The sequence below is a fragment of the Streptomyces sp. SCA2-17 genome (assembly GCF_044336695.1).
Genome location: NZ_CP117521.1, coordinates 2,892,431 through 2,911,052, shown reverse-complemented (window position 1 = coordinate 2,911,052; position 18,622 = coordinate 2,892,431). Strand labels below are relative to the sequence as shown.

The following is an 18,622-nucleotide window of genomic DNA, read 5'->3' as shown; positions in this document are numbered from 1 at the left end:
AATGTCTGAGACCACTGGTGCCAGCTACGCAAGCGCGGGCGTCGACATCGAGGCGGGCGATCACGCCGTCGAGCTGATGAAGAAGTGGGTGAAGAAGGCCACCCGCCCCGAGGTCGTCGGCGGCCTCGGCGGCTTCGCCGGGCTCTTCGACGCGAGCGCGCTCAAGCGGTACGAGCGGCCCCTCCTCGCCTCCGCCACGGACGGCGTCGGCACGAAGGTCGACATCGCCCGCCGCATGGGCGTGTACGACACCATCGGCCACGACCTCGTCGGCATGGTCGTGGACGACCTGGTCGTCTGCGGCGCCGAGCCGCTGTTCATGACCGACTACATCTGCGTCGGCAAGGTCCACCCCGAGCGGGTCGCCGCGATCGTCAAGGGCATCGCCGAGGGCTGCGTCCTCGCGGGCTGCGCGCTGGTCGGCGGCGAGACCGCCGAGCACCCCGGCCTGCTCGGCGCGGACGAGTTCGACGTGGCCGGCGCGGGCACCGGCGTGGTCGAGGCCGACCGCGTGCTGGGCGCCGATCGCATCCGTACGGGTGACGCCGTCATCGCGATGGCCTCGTCCGGACTTCACTCGAACGGGTACTCGCTGGTCCGCCATGTGCTCTTCGACCGGGCCGGCTGGGAGCTGGACCGGGAGGTGCCGGAGTTCGGCCGCACCCTCGGCGAGGAGCTGCTGGAGCCCACCCGGATCTACTCGCTGGACTGCCTGGCCCTCACCCGTACGGCCGAGGTGCACGCCTTCTCGCACATCACGGGCGGCGGCCTGGCCAACAACCTGGCCCGGGTGATCCCGGACCACCTCCACGCGACGGTCGACAGGTCGACGTGGACGCCGGGAGCGGTCTTCGACACCGTGGGCCGGCTCGGCGGCGTCGAGCGGCTGGAGCTGGAGAAGACGCTGAACATGGGCGTCGGCATGGTCGCGGTCGTCCCGCAGGAGTCCGTGGACGTGGCCCTCACGGCCCTCGCCGACCGCGGAGTGGACGCATGGGTCGCCGGCGGCATCAGCGACCGCGGTGATCAGGCCGAGGCCGTGGCCCTGACCGGTGACTACGCGAGCTGAGGCGAACGGCCGCTTGTGCCCACCCGTGCCGCTGCGGCGGCCCGGGTGCCCGCAAGCGGCCTGCGGGGCGACGGCTGGGGGCGGCGGCCTCAGGGATGCGCCGGCACAACATCCGGGCAGCACAGAACCCGGTCCGAGGTCAGGCCTCGAACCGGGTCAGTGGGAGTTACAGCGTCAAGCGCGGCGACGGTAAGGAGAGTCGGCCGGGGCCTGCTCGTCCTCGTCCTCATCGTCGTTGTAACGACTCGCGTACTGAGCGTACGGGTCGTCATCCAGCTCATCGTCCTTTTCAAGCGGCTCGCTGTTCGGCGGCTGCTTCGTCGGCGATGCGCCCAGCTCATTGGCCAGACGTGAGAGGTCGGTCCCGCCGCTGTTGTACTTCAGCTGGCGGGCGACCTTTGTCTGCTTGGCCTTGGCCCGGCCGCGCCCCATGGCTCGACCCCCTCAATGACGGGGCTCGACGGCCCCAGAGTCTTGACACGCGTTCACGTTCATGAGTCAGAGCGGACCCCCGTGGAGGGATCCGGCCTGTAGGGCTTCAACGGTACCTGCTTCCGCGGCCATACGGTACGTCGCCCGCATGACGTGCCACGCAGCACAACCCTAGGGGAGCCCCGTCCCCGCTGGTCAGCTGCGATTTTAACGTGTCTTGTGCCCCGACCCGCCGATGGGTGGTGAGAGATGTCTCCCTCACCACCTCATCGGACGGGCCTGTAGGGACCGCTAGGGGGCGGCTCCGGGCGGGCCGGGGGCCGCCGCGCCGGCCGCGTCGCGCCGCCGCCGGGACACGGACGGTGCGCAAGGCGCCCTTACCAGGCTTACCGGACGGTTCTACCGCGCGGTAGCCACTGCGGACGTGCCCGCTGCGGCCGTGCCGGCCGCAACCGCACCCGTGGCGCGCGCCCGCGCCTCGGCCATGCGCTGCTCGGCCAGCCGGTCGGCGGCAGCGGCGGGCGGGATGCCGTCGGCCTTGGCCCGATCAAATATGGCCAACGTCGTGTCGAAAATCTGGTTCGCCTTGGCCTTCGCGCGGTCGAAATCAAAACCGTGCAGTTCGTCGGCTACCTGAATCACTCCGCCGGCGTTCACCACATAGTCCGGGGCGTAGAGGATGCCGCGGTCCGCGAGATCCTTCTCGACGCCCGGGTGGGCGAGCTGGTTGTTGGCCGCGCCGCAGACCACGCTCGCGGTCAGGGCGGCCACGGTCGCGTCGTCCAGCGCACCGCCGAGCGCGCAGGGGGCGTAGACGTCGAGCGGCGTACGGACCAGGACCTCCGCATCGGTCACGGCGCTGACCTGCGGGTGGCGGGCCAGGATCCGCTCCACGGCCTCCGCCCGGACGTCGGTGATCACGACCTCCGCGCCGTCCTCGACCAGGTGCTCGACGAGGTGGTGGCCGACCTTGCCGACACCCGCGACGCCGACCCGGCGGCCGCGCAGGGTCGGCTCGCCCCACTGGGTCTGCGCGGCGGCGCGCATGCCCTGGAAGACGCCGAAGGCGGTGAGGACGGAGGAGTCGCCGGCGCCGCCGTTCTCGGGGGAGCGGCCGGTGGTCCAGCGGCACTCGCGGGCGACGACGTCCATGTCCTGCACGTAGGTGCCGACGTCGCAGGCGGTGACGTACCGCCCGCCGAGGGAGGCCACAAAGCGTCCGTATGCCAGCAAGAGCTGTTCGGTCTTGATCAGGGAGGGATCGCCGATGATCACGGCCTTTCCACCGCCGTGATCCAGACCCGCCAGCGCGTTCTTGTAGGACATGCCGCGGGAGAGGTTGAGGGCGTCCTGCACCGCCGCCGCCTCCGAGGCGTACGGGTAGAAGCGCGTGCCGCCGAGGGCGTCGCCCAGGGCGGTCGAGTGGATGGCGATCACGGCCTTGAGGCCGCTCTCGCGGTCCTGGCACAGGACGACCTGCTCGTGGCCGCCCTGGTCCGACCGGAACAATGTGTGCAGCACGCCGTCAGCGTCATTGGTGGGACGTACGTCAGTCACTGTGGTGACTCCATATGTCGCGGAGGTTGCCCTCCGGGGGTGGTGGAGGGCCGGTTGGCAAGAGGGTAAGACCTGTCGGCCCGGCGGGCCGGTCCCGTGCGGAGGATCACTCCTCCGGGGAGCGGCGCCATGGGACGATTTGCGCGGTACGGGGAGGGTTCGGCAACTCCCCGGGATGTCCGGCGTCTTGAGGGGAGCACGTGTGGGCTCGGCGTCATCGGTGACCGTCCCGTACGCGGCGTACCTGCGGGTCTACGAGCCGCTCGGCGCCTTCCCGGAGCCGGAGCGCACGCACTGGGAGCGCTACGCCCGGCGCACCACCCTGCCCTGCGCCCAGGACGAGCTCCGGCGCTCGCTCGCCGACCTGCTGCCCACGCCGGCGGTGCCGGTCCCGGTGCACGAGAGCGGTGACGCCTTCGTCACCTTCCAGGACGGCGTCCTGTGCGTCTGCCCGTGGCGCACGCGGCTGCGCGGCTGGCTGGCGCTGGAGGAGCTGTCCGAGAGCCTGCCCGCGCCGGTGCTGGACGCGGCCCTGCCGCCGGTCGTGCGCCGGCAGGCGGAGGCCGACTACGAGCGCTGGCAGGAGCGCAACCCCGACGCCCGGCCCTGGATCCGCACCGCGACCTGGCAGGTGCCCCTGCGCTGGTTCGTCCTCTTCTCCGACGAGGAGCGCGAGTACGGCAAGCCGGGGGAGTGCGCGGGCGAGGGGGAGCCGGGCCGGGACGGGCTCGTGCTCCGCTACCGCACGCAGATGGTGCAGGCGAGGCGGCGGGTGGCCCGGGGGCTGCGCACGCTCAAGGACGCGATCGACGAGGGCCCGCTGATCGACGGGCTGGTGGACGTGGGGCGATGGCTGGAGGAGTTCCACCCGCGCTCCCTGGTGGAGCTGGATTACGGCGGTCTGGTGCATATGGTGCCCGAGGCGCAGCTCGCCGAGGACCATTCCGCCGGAGACACGGCGGAGGGGCTCGCGGCGCTCCGCGCGGGGGACGGCGTGCGCGCGGGGCGGGCGTACGAGCGGTTGACGGAGCGCTGGAGTGCCGTACGCAACCGTCAGTACGCCAATTGATGTCCTGATCCGAGGAGCGCCGGGACCTAGGTCCCGATCCGGGCCATTGCGGCAACCGTGACCTAACGCACTTTCGTCAGGTCTTGCGCTCATCGCCCATCTGCGTGGCAAAATAGGACAAGGAGTCCGGGAAGGGCTCCTTCCGTCCAACTAAGGGCGGATTGATCGGTATTGCACTCCTTGACGGGTCTGGTGACCCCTGATCCCGCTGTGACTGATCGTCACGGTGGCGTGACTGTCCGCTATGGCATGGTCCATCGGCTTCCGTCGAGGTTGAACACCTGAGAGGGCAATTCCATCGGTTTGGCCGACGTGGCTGGACAGATGGTGTAGTTGTAGTGCCGAGGACAAGCCGTTCGTCCTATAACCGACTCGGCCCGCGTCCGCCATTTCGGGCAACGCGGGTCAAGGTGCAGAATTTAGAGGAAAGAACCGACTCCACGTCAGGTTCTCCCGAGGAGGCCGCTCATGACCGCTCGCACCCCTGATGCCGAGCCGCTGCTGACCCCGGCTGAGGTTGCCACGATGTTCCGCGTGGACCCGAAGACGGTCACCCGTTGGGCCAAGGCTGGCAAGCTCACGTCCATCCGCACGCTCGGAGGACACCGCCGTTACCGCGAAGCGGAGGTCCGCGCCCTGCTGGCGGGCATTCCGCAGCAGCGCAGCGAGGCCTGAACAATCGCATGACCGGGCGTTTTCCGGGGCCCCCAACCCGGCTTACGCCCTGCTCCAGTTCCATCTGAAGCATCCTGAAGCACCATCTGGCTCCACACGACCGGCTCCTGCCCCAACAGGACCGCCGCAGCCCACCGACTTGGGCGAGTCGTCGATCGCGCTGGACTCCGCCGGGTCCAGCGCGATCTTTTTATGCCCGGACGCCGTCGACGCTGCCGGCCGCCGTTTTGAGCGCGGCTGAGTGCCACTGAGCGCAGCCGTCGCCCTGGGTGGGCCGTAGCGGCCACGCCCGGCCCTGGGCGGCGCAGGCCGGCGGAGCGCACCCGTACGGACCCCCCTGGCCCACCCTTTCGGGTGGAGTGCAATTGCACATATTAAATTGACCCGTTGTAGGCCAGGGGTAAGTTCCCTCGTCCGGGAAACTCTTTCGGTGACTCCCATCACAGCGCGACGGGCTTGTCACTCATTGTGCCGCTGCGGTAAAGAGCCCGGCGCGCTCCGGATGTGCGCGGAGCCGCGGCCGACTGCCGCCCGTACAGGCGCCGTTGGTCACCCGGAGCCGGTCCGCGCCCCCTCGGCGCCCTCCGGGCCGGGCAGCGGCCCCGCAGGGCCCGCGGCCGCCGCCTCCTGGGCGAGGCGCAGCAGCCGGTGGCACACGGCGCAGTGCCGGGTCAGGTGGCGGTACCCGGAAGCGCCGGACGCGGCGGACAGATGGGCGCGCAGCAGCGCTCGCGTCTCGTGCCTGATGCTCTCGGCCCTGAGCTTCCCGGTCCCGGGCGTGCCGGGCCGCTTCGCCTCTGCCGGGGTGGTGGTCGTCGTCATGGAGCGCAGCACCTCCACTGTCTGGGTACCCCTGGCACGTGTCCCAGTCAAGGTCGAACGCGAGAAGGCCCGGATCCCTGAAAAGGGATCCGGGCCTTCAACGGACTTGCTCCGATGCGGTCCTGACGGGATTTACTGCATCGGCGGCGGCTGCCGCCGCGGGCGCGGCCTCCAGGCAGAGCCACCCGGTCCGGAAAAAGAGTCAAGGCCCGCGCCCAGTGTAGGGCGCGGGCCTTGCTGTGATGCGGTCCTGACGGGATTTGAACCCGCGGCCTCCACCTTGACAGGGTGGCGAGCACTCCAAACTGCTCCACAGGACCTTGCTGTGCTTCCCGCTCCGGCGGGCTTGCGAGACAGACTCTACAGCAGGTCAGGGGGTGCGGTCGAACCCGATCACGGGAGGGCCCCCGATCGGGTCCCCGCGCCGTGCCGCGGCCCGGCCGCACCACCCGTCCCTAGGGCACCAGCTGATCGATGGTCTTCACGATCCGCTTGTCCGAGACCGGGTGCGCCGTCCCGAGCGCGTGGGCGAAGTAGCTCACCCGCAGCTCTTCGATCATCCAGCGGACGTCGAGCGCCTCCCGGGGCACCGGGCGCCCCTTCGGGAACTGCTCCAGCAGCCACGCGTACTCGTCCTGCATCTCCTTCACCTTCGCCATCCGGGTCCGGTCCCGGTCGGCGTTGGCGGGCAGCTGGGTGAGCCGCCGGTCGACCGCCACCAGATAGCGCAGCAGGTCGGGCAGGCGCCGGACGCCGTGCTCGGTGACGAAGCCCGGCTTGATCAGCCACGCCAGTTGCTCCTTGACGTCCGAGAGGGAGGACATCAGCGACAGGCTCGTGGTGGCCTTCAGCCGGCGCTCGCACGCCTGCCAGGCGGCCAGCACCTCCTGCACCTTGCGGATCGCGTCCATCGTGGCGTCCACGATGTCCGCCCGTACCGCGTCGAAGAGCTTGCGGAAGGATTCTTCGTCCCAGACGGGGCCGCCGTGCGCGGCGATCAGCTTGTCGGCCGTGCCCGAGACGCAGTCCTCGAAGAGTGCCTGGACGGAGCCGTGCGGATTGCGCGAGAGGGCGAGCTTCTGCTGGTTGCCGAGCTTGTCCTGGGCGAATTTCGCCGGGTTGGAGGGCAGGTTCAGCAGGATCAGCCGGCGGGTGCCCCGCCACATCGCTTCGCGCTGCTCCGGCTCGGTGTCGAAGAGCCGCACGGCGACCGAGGAGCCCTCGTCCACCAGCGCGGGGTACGCCTTGACCGGCTGGCCGGCCCGGCGCGTCTCGAAGGTGCGCGGCAGGGTGCCCACCGTCCAGGACGTGAGCCCCGAGCGCTGCTCCGGGGCGCCGCCTCCGGTGCCGTCGGCCTTGGCGGCCTCCGCGGCCTGCTCGAAGGCCTTGGAGATCGCCGCCTGCGTCTTCGGCTTGAGCCGCAGCCGCAGCGCCTCCAGGTCCTTGTCCTCGGCGATCTTGCGACGGCGCTCGTCAATGACCCGGAAAGTGATCTTCAGGTGGTCGGGCACCTTGCCCGGGTCGAAGTCCTCCGGATCCAGCCGGACAGCCGTCATCCGGTGCAGCTCGCGCGCCAGCGTGACCGTCAGCGACTCCTGGAGCGGGACGGCACGGTCCAGGAACGCCTTGGCGAAGTTCGGCGCCGGCACGTAATTCCTGCGGATCGGCTTGGGCAGCGACCGGATCAGCTCCGTCACCAGGTCCTCGCGCAGCCCCGGGATCTGCCAGTCGAAGCCCTCGGCCGAGACCTGGTTCAGCACGTGCAGCGGAATGTGGACGGTCACGCCGTCCGCGTCCGCACCCGGCTCGAACTGATAGGTCACCTTGAACTTCAGCCGGCCCTGCCGCCAGGAATCCGGGTAGTCGTCCTTGGTGACCGCCCCGGCGTTCTCGTTGATGAGCATCGACTGCTCGAAGTTCAGCAACTCCGGCTCTTCGCGCCGCTTGTGCTTCCACCACGAGTCGAAGTGCGCGCCCGACACCACGTGTTCGGGCAGCCGCTGGTCGTAGAAGTCGAAGAGCGTCTCGTCGTCCACCAGGATGTCCCGGCGGCGGGCGCGGTGCTCCAGCTCCTCGACCTCGCCCAGCAGCTTGCGGTTGTCGTGGAAGAACTGGTGGTGCGTACGCCAGTCGCCCTCGACCAGGGCGTGGCGGATGAACAGCTCGCGGCTCGTCTCCGGATCGATCCGGCCGAAATTGACCTTCCGCTGCGCGACGATCGGCACGCCGTAGAGCGTCACCCGCTCGTACGCCATCACGGCCGCCTGCTTCTGCTCCCAGTGCGGCTCGCTGTAATTGCGCTTCACCAGGTGCTGCGCGAGCGGCTCGATCCACTCGGGCTCGACCTTGGCATTGACCCGCGCCCACAGCCGCGACGTCTCCACCAGCTCGGCCGACATCACCCAGCGCGGCTGCTTGCGGAACAGCGCCGAACCCGGGAACACCGCGAACTTCGCGCTGCGGGCACCCAGGTACTCGTTCTTCTCGGTGTCCTTCAATCCGATGTGCGAGAGCAGTCCGGCCAGCAGCGACTGGTGAATGCGCTCCGGGGCCGCATCCTCCTCCGCCATGTGGACGCCCATCTGCTTGGCGACCGTCCGCAGCTGCGAGTAGATGTCCTGCCATTCCCGTATGCGCAGGTAGTTCAGGAACTCCGACTTGCACATGCGCCGGAACGCCGACGACGACAGCGCCTTCTGCTGCTCGCGCACATAGCGCCACAGGTTCAGGAACGCGAGGAAATCGCTCGTCTCGTCCTTGAAGCGGGCGTGCTGCTGATCGGCCTGCGCCTGCTTCTCCGAGGGCCGCTCGCGCGGATCCTGGATCGACAGCGCGGCCGCGATCACCATGACCTCGCGGACACAGCCGTTGCGGTCGGCCTCCAGGACCATGCGGGCCAGCCGCGGGTCCACCGGAAGCTGCGCGAGCTTCCGCCCCGACTGCGTGAGCCGCTGCCCCTCTTTCCCCTTCTGGGGCTTCTTCTGCTGCGGTTCCAGCGCCCCCAGCTCGACCAGCAGGTCGACGCCGTCCTTGATGTTGCGCCGGTCCGGCGGGTCGATGAACGGGAACTTCTCGATGTCGCCCAGGCCGGCCGCCGTCATCTGGAGGATGACCGACGCCAGATTCGTACGGAGGATCTCCGCGTCCGTGAACTCCGGGCGGGCGAGGAAATCGTCCTCCGAATACAGCCGGATGCAGATGCCGTCCGACGTACGCCCGCAGCGGCCCTTGCGCTGGTTCGCGCTGGCCTGCGAGATCGCCTCGATCGGCAGCCGCTGCACCTTGGTGCGGTGGCTGTAGCGCGAGATCCGCGCGAAACCGGGGTCGATCACGTAGCGAATGCCCGGGACCGTCAGGGACGTCTCGGCGACGTTCGTCGCGAGCACGATCCGGCGGCCCGTGTGGCGCTGGAAGACCCGGTGCTGCTCGGCGTGCGAGAGGCGGGCGTACAGCGGCAGGATCTCGGTGAACCTGAGCTTCTTCTTCTCCAGCGCGTCCGCGGTGTCACGGATCTCCCGCTCGCCGGAGAGGAAGACCAATATGTCGCCGTCGCCCTCGCGCTGCAGCTCGTCCACCGCATCGCAGATCGCCGTGATCTGATCGCGGTCCGCGTCGCCGGAATCTTCCTCCAGCAGCGGCCGGTACCGCACCTCCACCGGATACGTCCGCCCGCTCACTTCGATGATCGGCGCCTCCCCGAAATGGCGGGAGAAGCGCTCCGGGTCGATCGTGGCCGAGGTGATGACGACCTTGAGGTCGGGGCGGCGCGGCAGCAGCTGCGCCAGATAGCCGAGGATGAAGTCGATGTTGAGGCTGCGCTCGTGCGCCTCGTCGATGATGATCGTGTCGTACTGGCGCAGCTCGCGGTCCGTCTGGATCTCGGCCAGCAGGATGCCGTCCGTCATCAGCTTGACCAGCGTGCTCTCGCTCACCTGATCGGTGAAGCGGACCTTCCAGCCGACCGCCTCGCCCAGCGGCGTGCGCAGCTCCTCCGCGACGCGCTCCGCGACCGTGCGGGCGGCGATCCGGCGCGGCTGGGTGTGCCCGATCAGGCCCCGGACGCCGCGGCCGAGCTCCATGCAGATCTTGGGGATCTGCGTGGTCTTCCCGGAGCCGGTCTCGCCCGCGACGATCACGACCTGGTGGTCGCGGATCGCCGCCAGGATCTCGTCCTTCTTCTGGCTGACCGGGAGCTGCTCGGGGTAGGTGACGGCGGGCGCGGCGGCCCGGCGGCTCGCGACGCGCAGCTCGGCCGCGCCGACCTCTGCCGTGATCTCGGCCAGGACGGCCGTACGGGCCTCGGGCTTGCGGATGCGGCGCGCGCCCTCGAGCCGCCGCCCCAGGCGCTGCGCGTCGCGCAGCGTCAGCTCGGGGAGGCGGGCGGCGAGGTCGGCGAAGGTGGCGGGGGCGGCAGGCTGCGTAGACATACGGAGTCCAGGATCGCACCAGCCGCCGCGAAGCGGCGAACTCATTTTCCGGGAATGCACTGAGCCCCCCATCCGAAGATGAGGGGCTCACTGTGGCTGGGGCCGGGGTCGAACCGGCGACCTTCCGCTTTTCAGGCGGACGCTCGTACCAACTGAGCTACCCAGCCACGCAGGCATCAGAGATGCCTGCAGCGGTCCTGACGGGATTTGAACCCGCGGCCTCCACCTTGACAGGGTGGCGAGCACTCCAAACTGCTCCACAGGACCTTGCTATGTGCGAGCACTAGTCTCGCACACGGTAAAGCGTGCCCCCAACGGGATTCGAACCCGTGCTACCGCCTTGAAAGGGCGGCGTCCTGGGCCACTAGACGATGAGGGCTGATGGCCCACCTGGGCGCTTCGCAGCGCCTCGGGGACGTGAGAAGCATATGGGATGGAGGGAGGGAACGCCAAAACGGTTTCCCGGGGGCCGGCGCGGAGGGTTCCTAGAGGGGGTGCGGACGGTTCCCGGAGGGCGGTGCGGACGGTTCGCGGGGCGGGGCGCGGAGGGCTCCCGGACGCCGCGCCGCGCTGCGCTGTGCGCGGCGCGGGAGGCGTACGAGAGCCGTGCGGGGGCCCCGCGGGGGTGCGTGCCGGACAATGGCGAGCGTGCTGGAGATGACGCGCGAGGAGTTCGAGGAACTGGTCGCCGAGGCCCTGGACCGGATCCCGCCGGAGCTGACGCGGCTGATGGACAACGTCGCGGTGTTCGTCGAGGACGAGCCCCCGGCGGAGGACCCGGAGCTGCTCGGCCTCTACGAGGGGACGCCGCTGACCGAGCGCGGCGAGTGGTACGCGGGCGTCCTGCCCGACCGGATCACGATCTACCGCGGGCCGACGCTGCGCCTGTGCACCTCGCGGGAAGAGGTGGTGGAGGAGACCGAAGTGACGGTCGTTCACGAGGTGGCCCACCACTTCGGCATCGACGACGAGCGGCTGCACGCCCTCGGCTACGGATGACCGGTCACGGCCGGCAGGTGGGAACCGAGGGGGCCGGCCGCGGCTGACGAGCGGGCCGACCGGTAAAGAGCCGGTCAGGTGAACGCGCGCCGCGCGTGTCCTGGGCGGGCCGGTCTCAGTTGGGCAGGGGGCCTGTCCCATGCGTTCAGTCCCGCGCGTCAGTCCCGGAAGTCCCGAAGGCGGTCCCCGATGCCTCCCATCTCACCCCGCGCAGCCGTCACCCGGATCGCGGCCGTCGCAGCCGTGGCCCTGGCCCTCGGGGGGTGCATGAGCGTGAGCGACCCGGAGCGGCCCGCTCCGTCGCCGGGTGCGGGCAAGCAGCGCGACGCGGGGCCGGAGCCGGACGGCGGGGTGCGGATGCCCGGCGGGCGGCCCGGGCCGGCGGACGCGCGCTCCGCGCGGGGCGCGAGCGGCAGCCCGTCGGCCAGGAACACGGCCGGCCCGTCCTCCTCGGCGACGCCCTCCGGCAGCCCCGCCGAGGCCTCGCCGGACGCCCGCCCCGGCAAGCCGGGCAAGAAGGCGAAGCCCCCCGCCGGCGGCGGCACGGCCCCCACGCCCCACCCGCCCGCATCCAGCCAGCCGGCCCCCCAGCCGAGCACCCCCGCTCCACCGCCGCCCACCCAGCCGCCCGCGACCTCGGCGCCCCCCTCGCCGCAGCCCGGGCCGCAGGCCGCGGGCCCCGTGGCGTAGGCCGCACCGGGTCCTGTGCGTAGGCCGCACCGGGGTCCTGTGGCGCAGGCCATGCCGCCGGACGAGGACAGCGGGTTGCGTCCGGGGGGTGCGAGTGCGTATGGTGGTAGATCGTTTGATCCCATTTGCCCGGCGCCTAACAGAAGCGCGCCGTGTGGCGCGTTCCTTACCTTGCCGTGGCTGACCGCATCGAGGCGGTCATTTGTGAAGCCGACACGGAGCTTGGGCGCGTGCCGAAACTCCGGAAGGTTTCGCATTTCGCATGTCCATTTCCACTGAGCAGACCGTCATGCCCGCGAGCGACGAGATCGTCGCCGAGGCGGACGCCACCGCGGAGACCACCGCGGACCTCACCCCCGCCGACGAGACCGCGGCCGACGCCGCCGCTGACTCCGCCGAGACCGCTGCCGAGCCCGCCGAGCCGACGATCACCTTCGGTGACCTCGGTCTGGACGCCGGCATCGTCCGCAAGCTCGCGCAGAACGGCGTGACCACCCCCTTCCCGATCCAGGCCGCGACCATCCCGGACGCCCTGGCCGGCAAGGACATCCTCGGCCGCGGCCGCACCGGCTCCGGCAAGACCCTCTCCTTCGGTCTGCCGCTGCTGTCCACCCTGGCCGGCGGCTCCACCGAGAAGAAGCGCCCCCGCGGCCTGATCCTCACCCCGACCCGTGAGCTCGCGATGCAGGTCGCGGACGCCCTCCAGCCGTACGGCGACGTGCTCGGCCTCAAGATGAAGGTCGTCTGCGGCGGTACGTCCATGGGCAACCAGATCTACGCCCTGGAGCGCGGCGTCGACATCCTCGTCGCCACCCCGGGCCGCCTGCGCGACATCATCAACCGCGGCGCCGCCTCGCTCGACAAGGTCCAGGTCGCCGTTCTCGACGAGGCCGACCAGATGGCCGACATGGGCTTCCTGCCCGAGGTCACCGAGATCCTCGACCTGGTGCCGGCCGGCGGCCAGCGCCTGCTGTTCTCCGCCACGCTGGAGAACGAGATCGACACCCTCGTCAAGCGCTACCTGGTCAACCCGGTCACGCACGAGGTCGACCCCTCCGCCGGTGCCGTCACCACCATGACCCACCACGTCCTCGTCGTGAAGCCGAAGGACAAGGCGCCGGTCACCGCCGCCATCGCCGCCCGCAAGGGCCGCACCATCATCTTCGTCCGCACCCAGCTGGGCGCCGACCGCGTCGCCGAGCAGCTGCTGGATGCCGGCGTCCGCGCCGACGCCCTGCACGGCGGCATGACCCAGGGCGCCCGCAGCCGCGTCCTGGAGGACTTCAAGGCCGGCTACGTGAACTGCCTGGTCGCCACCGACGTCGCCGCCCGCGGCATCCACGTCGACGGCATCGACCTGGTCCTCAACGTCGACCCCGCCGGTGACCACAAGGACTACCTGCACCGCTCCGGCCGTACGGCCCGCGCCGGCCAGTCCGGCACGGTCGTCTCCCTGGCCCTGCCGCACCAGCGCAAGCAGATCTTCCGCCTGATGGAGGACGCGGGCGTGGACGCCTCGCGCCACATCGTCGGCGGCTCCGGCGCCTTCGACGAGGAGGTCGCCAAGATCACCGGCGCCCGCTCCCTCACCGAGGTCCAGGCCGACTCCGCGGCCAACGCCGCCAAGCAGGCCGAGCGCGAGGTCCAGGACCTCACCCGTCAGCTGGAGCGCGTCCAGCGCCGTGCCACCGAGTTCCGCGAGGAGGCCGACCGCCTGCTGGCGCGTGCCGCCCGCGAGCGCGGTGAGGACCCGGAGGCCGCGGTCGCGGCCGCCGCCGAGCAGGCCCAGGCCGAGGCCGTCGCCGCCGAGGCCGCGGAGACCGCTGCCGCGGCCGTCCCGGCGCAGGCCGCTCCGGCCCACGAGCGCCGCGACGAGCGGGGCAACTTCGACCGCCGTGGTGACCGTGGCGGCGACCGCGGTGGTGACCGTGGCGGCTTCCGTCGCGACGACCGTCGTGATGACAACCGCTCCGGTGGTTTCCGTCGTGACGACCGTCCGTCGGGTGGCTTCCGCCGCGACGACCGTGAGGGCTTCCGCGGTGGCGACCGTCGCGATGACCGCGGTGGTGACCGTGGCGGCTTCCGCCGTGACGACCGTCGTGATGACAACCGCTCCGGTGGTTTCCGTCGTGACGACCGTCCGTCGGGTGGCTTCCGCCGCGACGACCGTGAGGGCTTCCGCGGTGGCGACCGCCGTGACGACCGCGGTGGTGACCGTGGCGGCTTCCGTCGTGACGACCGTCGTGATGACAACCGCTCCGGTGGCTTCCGCCGCGACGACCGTCCCTCCGGCGGCTTCCGCCGCGACGACAACCGCTCCGGTGGTTTCCGTCGTGACGACCGTCCGTCGGGTGGCGGCTTCCGTCGCGACGACCGCCCCTCGCACGGCGGCGGCTTCCGCTCCGGCGGCAGCGACCGTCCGTTCAACCGCGACCGTCGTGACGACCGTCCGGCCGGCGGCGGCTTCCGCTCCGGCAGCCACGACCGCCCGACCGGCCGCCGCGACGACCACCGCGGTGGCACCGGTTCCTTCGGCCGCCGCGACGACAAGCCGCGCTGGAAGCGCAACGGCTGATAACCGCAGGTGATTTGGGGCCCGTACGGCACTTCGGTGGCGTACGGGCCCTGCTGCATCCGCGGGTTCGTCCGACGCATCGGCCATAACGACTCGGGATAACGCGGTCGGCCGGGCTATGCTGCGGGGTGCGGGCCGTTAGCTCAATTGGCAGAGCAGTGGACTTTTAATCCATTGGTTGTGGGTTCGAGTCCCACACGGCCTACGCGATGCGGGTCCGGCATTACGCCACTGACCTGCGATGGAGCGCCCCGTCCGGTTCTAGCCGGGCGGGGCGCTGCTGCATCCCGGATACCCCGGGCACCTCTCCCGCCGCACCCCCGGAGCTCGTGCGACATCCGCAGCCCGTGCGGTGCACAAGTCCGTGACACCGGGGCGCAGGCAAGGAGAACATCGTCGAATTCCTCGCGAACCAGCGGGACATGTACGGATTCCCGACCGCGGTCCGGCGGCGGTGCGTTCGCGGTCCGAGCGGCTGCCGACTGTGTCGTCCGCTGTGGTCCGGCAGCCGGGGGGCGCACGGGCCGCGCACGCTCCGTCCTCCGAGCCACCCTTGGACGCCCCCCGCGTGCCCGGCCCCCCGCGCACCCAGTTCCCGGAAACCCGGCACCCGCCTTGTGTTCGCGCCGCTACGGTAAGTGCGCGGGGTGGGTGCGGCGAGGGCCGGGAGGTCGGAGGCATGGAGAACTCGCGAGCCGGTGGGAGCGGAAGCGGAAGCGAGCGAGGGGAGCTGGGCGACCAGCCCCCGGCGTGCAGGGCGCACAGGGGGCGCACGGAGCGCGGCCAGGGCCCGTCCGGGCCTGCGGGAGCCGCACAGGCCGCAGTGGGGGCCCAGGGAGCCCCGGGAGCCGCAGCAGGGGCCGCGGGAGCCCGCGAGGCCGAGACGACGCCCGCCGAGCACGTGGCGGCGCTGCTGAAGCGGGCCCAGAACGGCTTCGAGATCGGCGAGCACGTCCTGGCCCGGTTGCAGACGGCGCTGATGCATCAGGCGGAGCTCCGCTCGTACCGCCAGCGCAATGACGAGCACCGCCCGCTGCGCTGCAATGCGTACCGGCACGTCTTCCTGCTGGCCGACGGCAGCAGCCTGCTGTTGTTCGAGCTGGAGCACGACACCGGACCGGAGGACGCCTTCGTCTACGAGCTCTACGCCGACGAGGACGCCCTCGATCGCGCCGAGCGGCGCGTGCACGAGCGGATCGGCGGCGGCATCGGGCCCGGCAGCGAGGGCGACGAGCTGCCGGCCTGGCTGGCGGAGGAGCTGCTGCTGGCCATGGGGCCGGTCCAGCCCCGCCGGGAGTACGTCGCCGACGCCTCGCCCGATCACGCCCGGCGGCTCCTGCGGCGCGCGGAGAACGAGGACGGGCCCGGCGAGGTGGTGCGCGAGCTGCTCCAGGGGGCGCTCGGCCACCACATCGCGCTGATCACCAAGCCGAGGCGCCGGGGCGCCGGGCGCGACGCCACCTGGTGCCGCTTCTACGAGCACGCGTTCCTGCTGGAGGGCGGGGGCGAGCTCAGCCTCTGGGAGCTGGAGCACAACATGAACAGGGACGGCCGCCTGGTCTGCGAGGTCTATCTGGACGAGACGGAGGCCGAGGTGGCCGCGGACCGGCACGCCCGCGCGCAGGGCGTGGAGCTGTAGGAGCAGGGAGAGGGCAGACAGGCAGGGAGAGGGCGGGCAGACAGGCAGGCAGGAAGGCACCGTCGGCGGGCGGTGGAACGGGGGCCGCCGACGTGTGCTAGAGGAGGGCTACCTGCCTGTGCTAGGCTGAACTGACGTTTCAGTTGTGGTACCCATGAACTCGTGTGCGCCTGACGGTTATGTGAACCGACGGCGCATTTTTGTTTTTGCCGGTCTATTCCGGTGTGGGGCCCATTGCACCCGTCTCGGGTGTATCCACTAAGGAGATAGACATGGCTACTGGCACCGTGAAGTGGTTCAACTCGGAAAAGGGCTTCGGCTTCATCGAGCAGGACGGCGGCGGCCCCGACGTCTTCGCCCACTACTCGAACATCGCCTCCAACGGCTTCCGTGAGCTGTTCGAGGGCCAGAAGGTTTCCTTCGACGTCACGCAGGGCCAGAAGGGCCTGCAGGCCGAGAACATCGTCGCTGCCTGACGATGATGCCCGCCCGGACGCCGGTCGCGGCGCCGGTCGCCGTCTGACGGCGATCGGCCCGGCCGCCCCGGGCTCTGCATGAAGCACTAAGGCAATGGGGCCCGCACCACTGGGTGCGGGCCCCATTGCTGCCCCCGCGCCGGCCGGCGCCCCGCTGCGACCGGCCGTCGTCCCCGCACCAAGCGCGCCCAGGCTTTTCCGCCGTTCTGCCGTTCCCGCTCCTCAGGGCCGCGGCCTCGCGATGCGAAGTCTCCTTTCCGGGCGTGTCCACCCCCTTGAGGGAAGGTCCCACCCGCATGACTCGCTCCGCCCGTCCCACGACCCGCTCGCCCCGCGGGCCCCAGCAGAACCGCTCCGACCGCTCCGACCGGCCCGGCCGCGGCGCCCAGCAGAGCCGTGGCGGCGCCCAGCCGGCCCGCCGCCGGCCCGCCGCCCCCCAGGCCGATTTCGAGACCCCGGTGAGCACGACCCCGGCGCTGCCGCCGGTGGCGTCCTTCGCCGACCTGGACATGCCGGCCGCGCTGCTCTCCACGCTGACCCGCGAGGGCGTCACCGAGCCGTTCCCCATCCAGGGCGCGACGCTGCCGAACTCGCTCACCGGCCGTGACGTCCTCGGCCGCGGCCGCACCGGCTCCGGCAAGACCCTCGCCTTCGGCCTGGCCCTGCTGGCCCGCACGGCCGGCCGCCGCGCCGAGCCCGGCCGCCCGCTCGCGCTCGTCCTCGTCCCGACCCGCGAGCTGGCCCAGCAGGTCACCGACTCGCTCGCCCCGTACGCCGGCGCCGTCAACCTGCGGCTGGCCACGGTCGTCGGCGGCATGTCCATCGGCCGCCAGGCCCAGACGCTCGCGCGCGGCGCCGAGGTGCTCGTCGCCACGCCGGGCCGCCTCGCGGACCTCATCCAGCGCGGCGACTGCAAGCTCGGCGACGTGCGGATCACCGTCCTGGACGAGGCCGACCAGATGGCCGACATGGGCTTCCTGCCGCAGGTCACCCGCCTGCTGGACCAGGTCGACCCGGAGGGCCAGCGGATGCTGTTCTCCGCGACCCTCGACCGCAACGTCGACCGCCTCGTCCGCCGCTTCCTGTCCGACCCGGTGACGCACTCCGTCGACGCGTCGGTGGGCGCGGTCGCCACGATGGACCACCACCTCCTGCACGTCGACGAGACGGACAAGAAGGACACGGTCACCCGCATCGCCGCCCGCGACGGGCGCGTGATCATGTTCGTGGACACCAAGCGCGGCGCCGACCGGCTGGTGAAGAAGCTGCTCTCCGAGGGCGTCCGCGCCGCCGCGCTGCACGGCGGCAAGAGCCAGCCGCAGCGCAACCGCACGCTGGACCTCTTCCGTACGGAGCAGGTCACGGCGCTGATCGCCACGAACGTCGCCGCGCGCGGCATCCACATCGACGGCCTCGACCTCGTCGTGAACGTCGACCCGCCCATGGACCACAAGGACTACCTGCACCGCGGCGGCCGCACGGCGCGCGCGGGCGAGTCCGGCACGGTCGTCACACTGGTGCTGCCCGAGCAGCGGCGCGAGATGAGCCGGATGATGGTCACGGCCAAGATCTCCCCGAACGTCGTCACCGTCGGCCCGGAGCACCCGGAGCTCGTGCGCATCACGGGCGCCCAGGCGCCGAGCGGCGTCCCCGTGGTCATTCCTCCGGCGGTGCCGGCCCAGGCGACGCCGCGGAAGCGCGGCGGCGGCTCCGGTTCCGGTGCCGGTACGGGGTCGGCCGGCGGGGCCGCGGCCGCTGCCGGGTCGCGCGGCTCCCGGGGCACGCGGAGCTCGCGGGGCGGTCGTGGGCGTGGCCGCGGGGAAGGCTCTTCTGTGGCTTACTCCTCTTCCTCTTCCCCTTCCTCTTCGGGTTCTTCTGCGTCGGGTTCTTCTCCCCGTTCCTCTTCCCGTTCTTCCGCCGGTTCTTCCGGTGCGGGTGGTTCCGGCCGGGGTGGTTACGGGCGGGGCGGCGCTGGTGCCGGTTCCGGTTCGGGCCGTGGTGCCGGCGGCGGTGCCGGCCGTGGTGGCAACGGGGCCGGGGGCGCGCGGCAGCGCCGTACGTCTTCCTGACGCTTTGACGTTCCGGCGTTCCGGCGCTCCGGCGTTCCGGCGCTCTGACGCCTTGACGCTCTGGCGCTCGGAGCCGGCCGGCTGATCGGGCGCCTGCCCGGTCGGCCGGTTTCTCCCCGATCG

The 18,622-nt window shown here is 71.3% G+C and carries 13 protein-coding genes and 5 tRNA genes; 10 read left to right on the top strand and 8 right to left on the bottom strand.

Going from position 1 to position 18,622, the window contains the following annotated elements; translation table 11 throughout:
• Position 1: 1 nt before the first annotated feature.
• Positions 2-1,069 (top strand): phosphoribosylformylglycinamidine cyclo-ligase, encoded by a 1,068-nt coding sequence (gene purM / locus PS271_RS12935; protein ID WP_398382058.1) that lies wholly within the window; start codon positions 2-4, stop codon positions 1,067-1,069.
• Between the two features lie 174 nt (positions 1,070-1,243).
• On the opposite strand, the gene PS271_RS12930 is transcribed toward purM, so the two are convergent.
• Together PS271_RS12930 and PS271_RS12925 are read right to left on the bottom strand one after the other, a co-directional pair.
• Positions 1,244-1,501, bottom strand: a complete 258-nt coding sequence (locus PS271_RS12930; RefSeq protein ID WP_367139867.1) for a DUF3073 domain-containing protein — start codon at positions 1,499-1,501, stop codon at positions 1,244-1,246.
• A gap of 399 nt (positions 1,502-1,900) precedes the next feature.
• Positions 1,901-3,022 carry a Leu/Phe/Val dehydrogenase gene (locus tag PS271_RS12925; protein ID WP_398382057.1) on the bottom strand — a complete coding sequence of 374 codons (1,122 nt, stop codon included), beginning with the start codon at positions 3,020-3,022 and terminating at the stop codon, positions 1,901-1,903.
• 238 nt (positions 3,023-3,260) lie between these two features.
• Between PS271_RS12925 and PS271_RS12920 the strand changes: the two genes are divergently transcribed.
• Positions 3,261-4,127: a DUF8083 family protein gene (locus PS271_RS12920; RefSeq protein WP_398382056.1), complete on the top strand. Its 867-nt coding sequence runs from the start codon at positions 3,261-3,263 to the stop codon at positions 4,125-4,127.
• Between the two features lie 468 nt (positions 4,128-4,595).
• Positions 4,596-4,802, top strand: a complete 207-nt coding sequence (gene bldC / locus PS271_RS12915) for a developmental transcriptional regulator BldC (protein WP_003949541.1) — start codon at positions 4,596-4,598, stop codon at positions 4,800-4,802.
• 549 nt (positions 4,803-5,351) lie between these two features.
• Here the strand turns inward: bldC and PS271_RS12910 are convergent.
• The 6 genes from PS271_RS12910 to PS271_RS12885 all read right to left on the bottom strand — a co-directional run bounded on the left by PS271_RS12910 (position 5,352) and on the right by PS271_RS12885 (position 10,430).
• Entirely contained in the window at positions 5,352-5,624 is a 273-nt protein-coding gene (locus PS271_RS12910) for a DUF6274 family protein (RefSeq protein ID WP_398382055.1), read from the bottom strand.
• A 245-nt stretch (positions 5,625-5,869) separates the two neighbouring features.
• Positions 5,870-5,944 (bottom strand) — tRNA-Asp (locus tag PS271_RS12905).
• Positions 5,945-6,079: 135 nt separating this feature from the next.
• Entirely contained in the window at positions 6,080-10,051 is a 3,972-nt protein-coding gene (gene hrpA / locus PS271_RS12900) for an ATP-dependent RNA helicase HrpA (protein ID WP_398382054.1), read from the bottom strand.
• A gap of 93 nt (positions 10,052-10,144) precedes the next feature.
• Positions 10,145-10,218, bottom strand: a tRNA-Phe gene (locus PS271_RS12895).
• A 25-nt stretch (positions 10,219-10,243) separates the two neighbouring features.
• Positions 10,244-10,318 (bottom strand) — tRNA-Asp (locus PS271_RS12890).
• Between the two features lie 39 nt (positions 10,319-10,357).
• Positions 10,358-10,430: transfer RNA gene (locus PS271_RS12885), tRNA-Glu, on the bottom strand.
• A gap of 269 nt (positions 10,431-10,699) precedes the next feature.
• Between PS271_RS12885 and PS271_RS12880 the strand changes: the two genes are divergently transcribed.
• The 7 genes from PS271_RS12880 (at position 10,700) to PS271_RS12850 (ending at position 18,499) form a co-directional block, all read left to right on the top strand.
• Positions 10,700-11,050, top strand: coding sequence for a metallopeptidase family protein (locus tag PS271_RS12880; RefSeq protein WP_106677607.1), 351 nt, complete (start codon positions 10,700-10,702; stop codon positions 11,048-11,050).
• A 189-nt stretch (positions 11,051-11,239) separates the two neighbouring features.
• On the top strand, positions 11,240-11,740 hold the full coding sequence (locus PS271_RS12875) for a hypothetical protein (RefSeq protein WP_398382053.1): 501 nt from the start codon (positions 11,240-11,242) through the stop codon (positions 11,738-11,740).
• A gap of 262 nt (positions 11,741-12,002) precedes the next feature.
• Positions 12,003-14,315 carry a DEAD/DEAH box helicase gene (locus tag PS271_RS12870; protein WP_398382052.1) on the top strand — a complete coding sequence of 771 codons (2,313 nt, stop codon included), beginning with the start codon at positions 12,003-12,005 and terminating at the stop codon, positions 14,313-14,315.
• Between the two features lie 132 nt (positions 14,316-14,447).
• Positions 14,448-14,520, top strand: a tRNA-Lys gene (locus PS271_RS12865).
• 618 nt (positions 14,521-15,138) lie between these two features.
• Entirely contained in the window at positions 15,139-15,954 is an 816-nt protein-coding gene (locus tag PS271_RS12860) for a DUF6227 family protein (protein WP_398382051.1), read from the top strand.
• A gap of 272 nt (positions 15,955-16,226) precedes the next feature.
• Entirely contained in the window at positions 16,227-16,430 is a 204-nt protein-coding gene (locus PS271_RS12855) for a cold-shock protein (protein ID WP_030367061.1), read from the top strand.
• Positions 16,431-16,726: 296 nt separating this feature from the next.
• Positions 16,727-18,499: a DEAD/DEAH box helicase gene (locus PS271_RS12850; protein WP_398382050.1), complete on the top strand. Its 1,773-nt coding sequence runs from the start codon at positions 16,727-16,729 to the stop codon at positions 18,497-18,499.
• Positions 18,500-18,622 lie beyond the last annotated feature (123 nt).

Coding starts and splice junctions, on each gene's coding strand:
- purM (WP_398382058.1), top strand. CDS start 2: ATGTCTGAGACCACTGGTGCCAGCTACGCAAGCGCGGGCGTCGACATC.
- PS271_RS12930 (WP_367139867.1), bottom strand. CDS start 1,501: ATGGGGCGCGGCCGGGCCAAGGCCAAGCAGACAAAGGTCGCCCGCCAG.
- bldC (WP_003949541.1), top strand. CDS start 4,596: ATGACCGCTCGCACCCCTGATGCCGAGCCGCTGCTGACCCCGGCTGAG.
- PS271_RS12910 (WP_398382055.1), bottom strand. CDS start 5,624: ATGACGACGACCACCACCCCGGCAGAGGCGAAGCGGCCCGGCACGCCC.
- hrpA (WP_398382054.1), bottom strand. CDS start 10,051: ATGTCTACGCAGCCTGCCGCCCCCGCCACCTTCGCCGACCTCGCCGCC.
- PS271_RS12875 (WP_398382053.1), top strand. CDS start 11,240: ATGCCTCCCATCTCACCCCGCGCAGCCGTCACCCGGATCGCGGCCGTC.
- PS271_RS12870 (WP_398382052.1), top strand. CDS start 12,003: ATGTCCATTTCCACTGAGCAGACCGTCATGCCCGCGAGCGACGAGATC.
- PS271_RS12855 (WP_030367061.1), top strand. CDS start 16,227: ATGGCTACTGGCACCGTGAAGTGGTTCAACTCGGAAAAGGGCTTCGGC.
- PS271_RS12850 (WP_398382050.1), top strand. CDS start 16,727: ATGACTCGCTCCGCCCGTCCCACGACCCGCTCGCCCCGCGGGCCCCAG.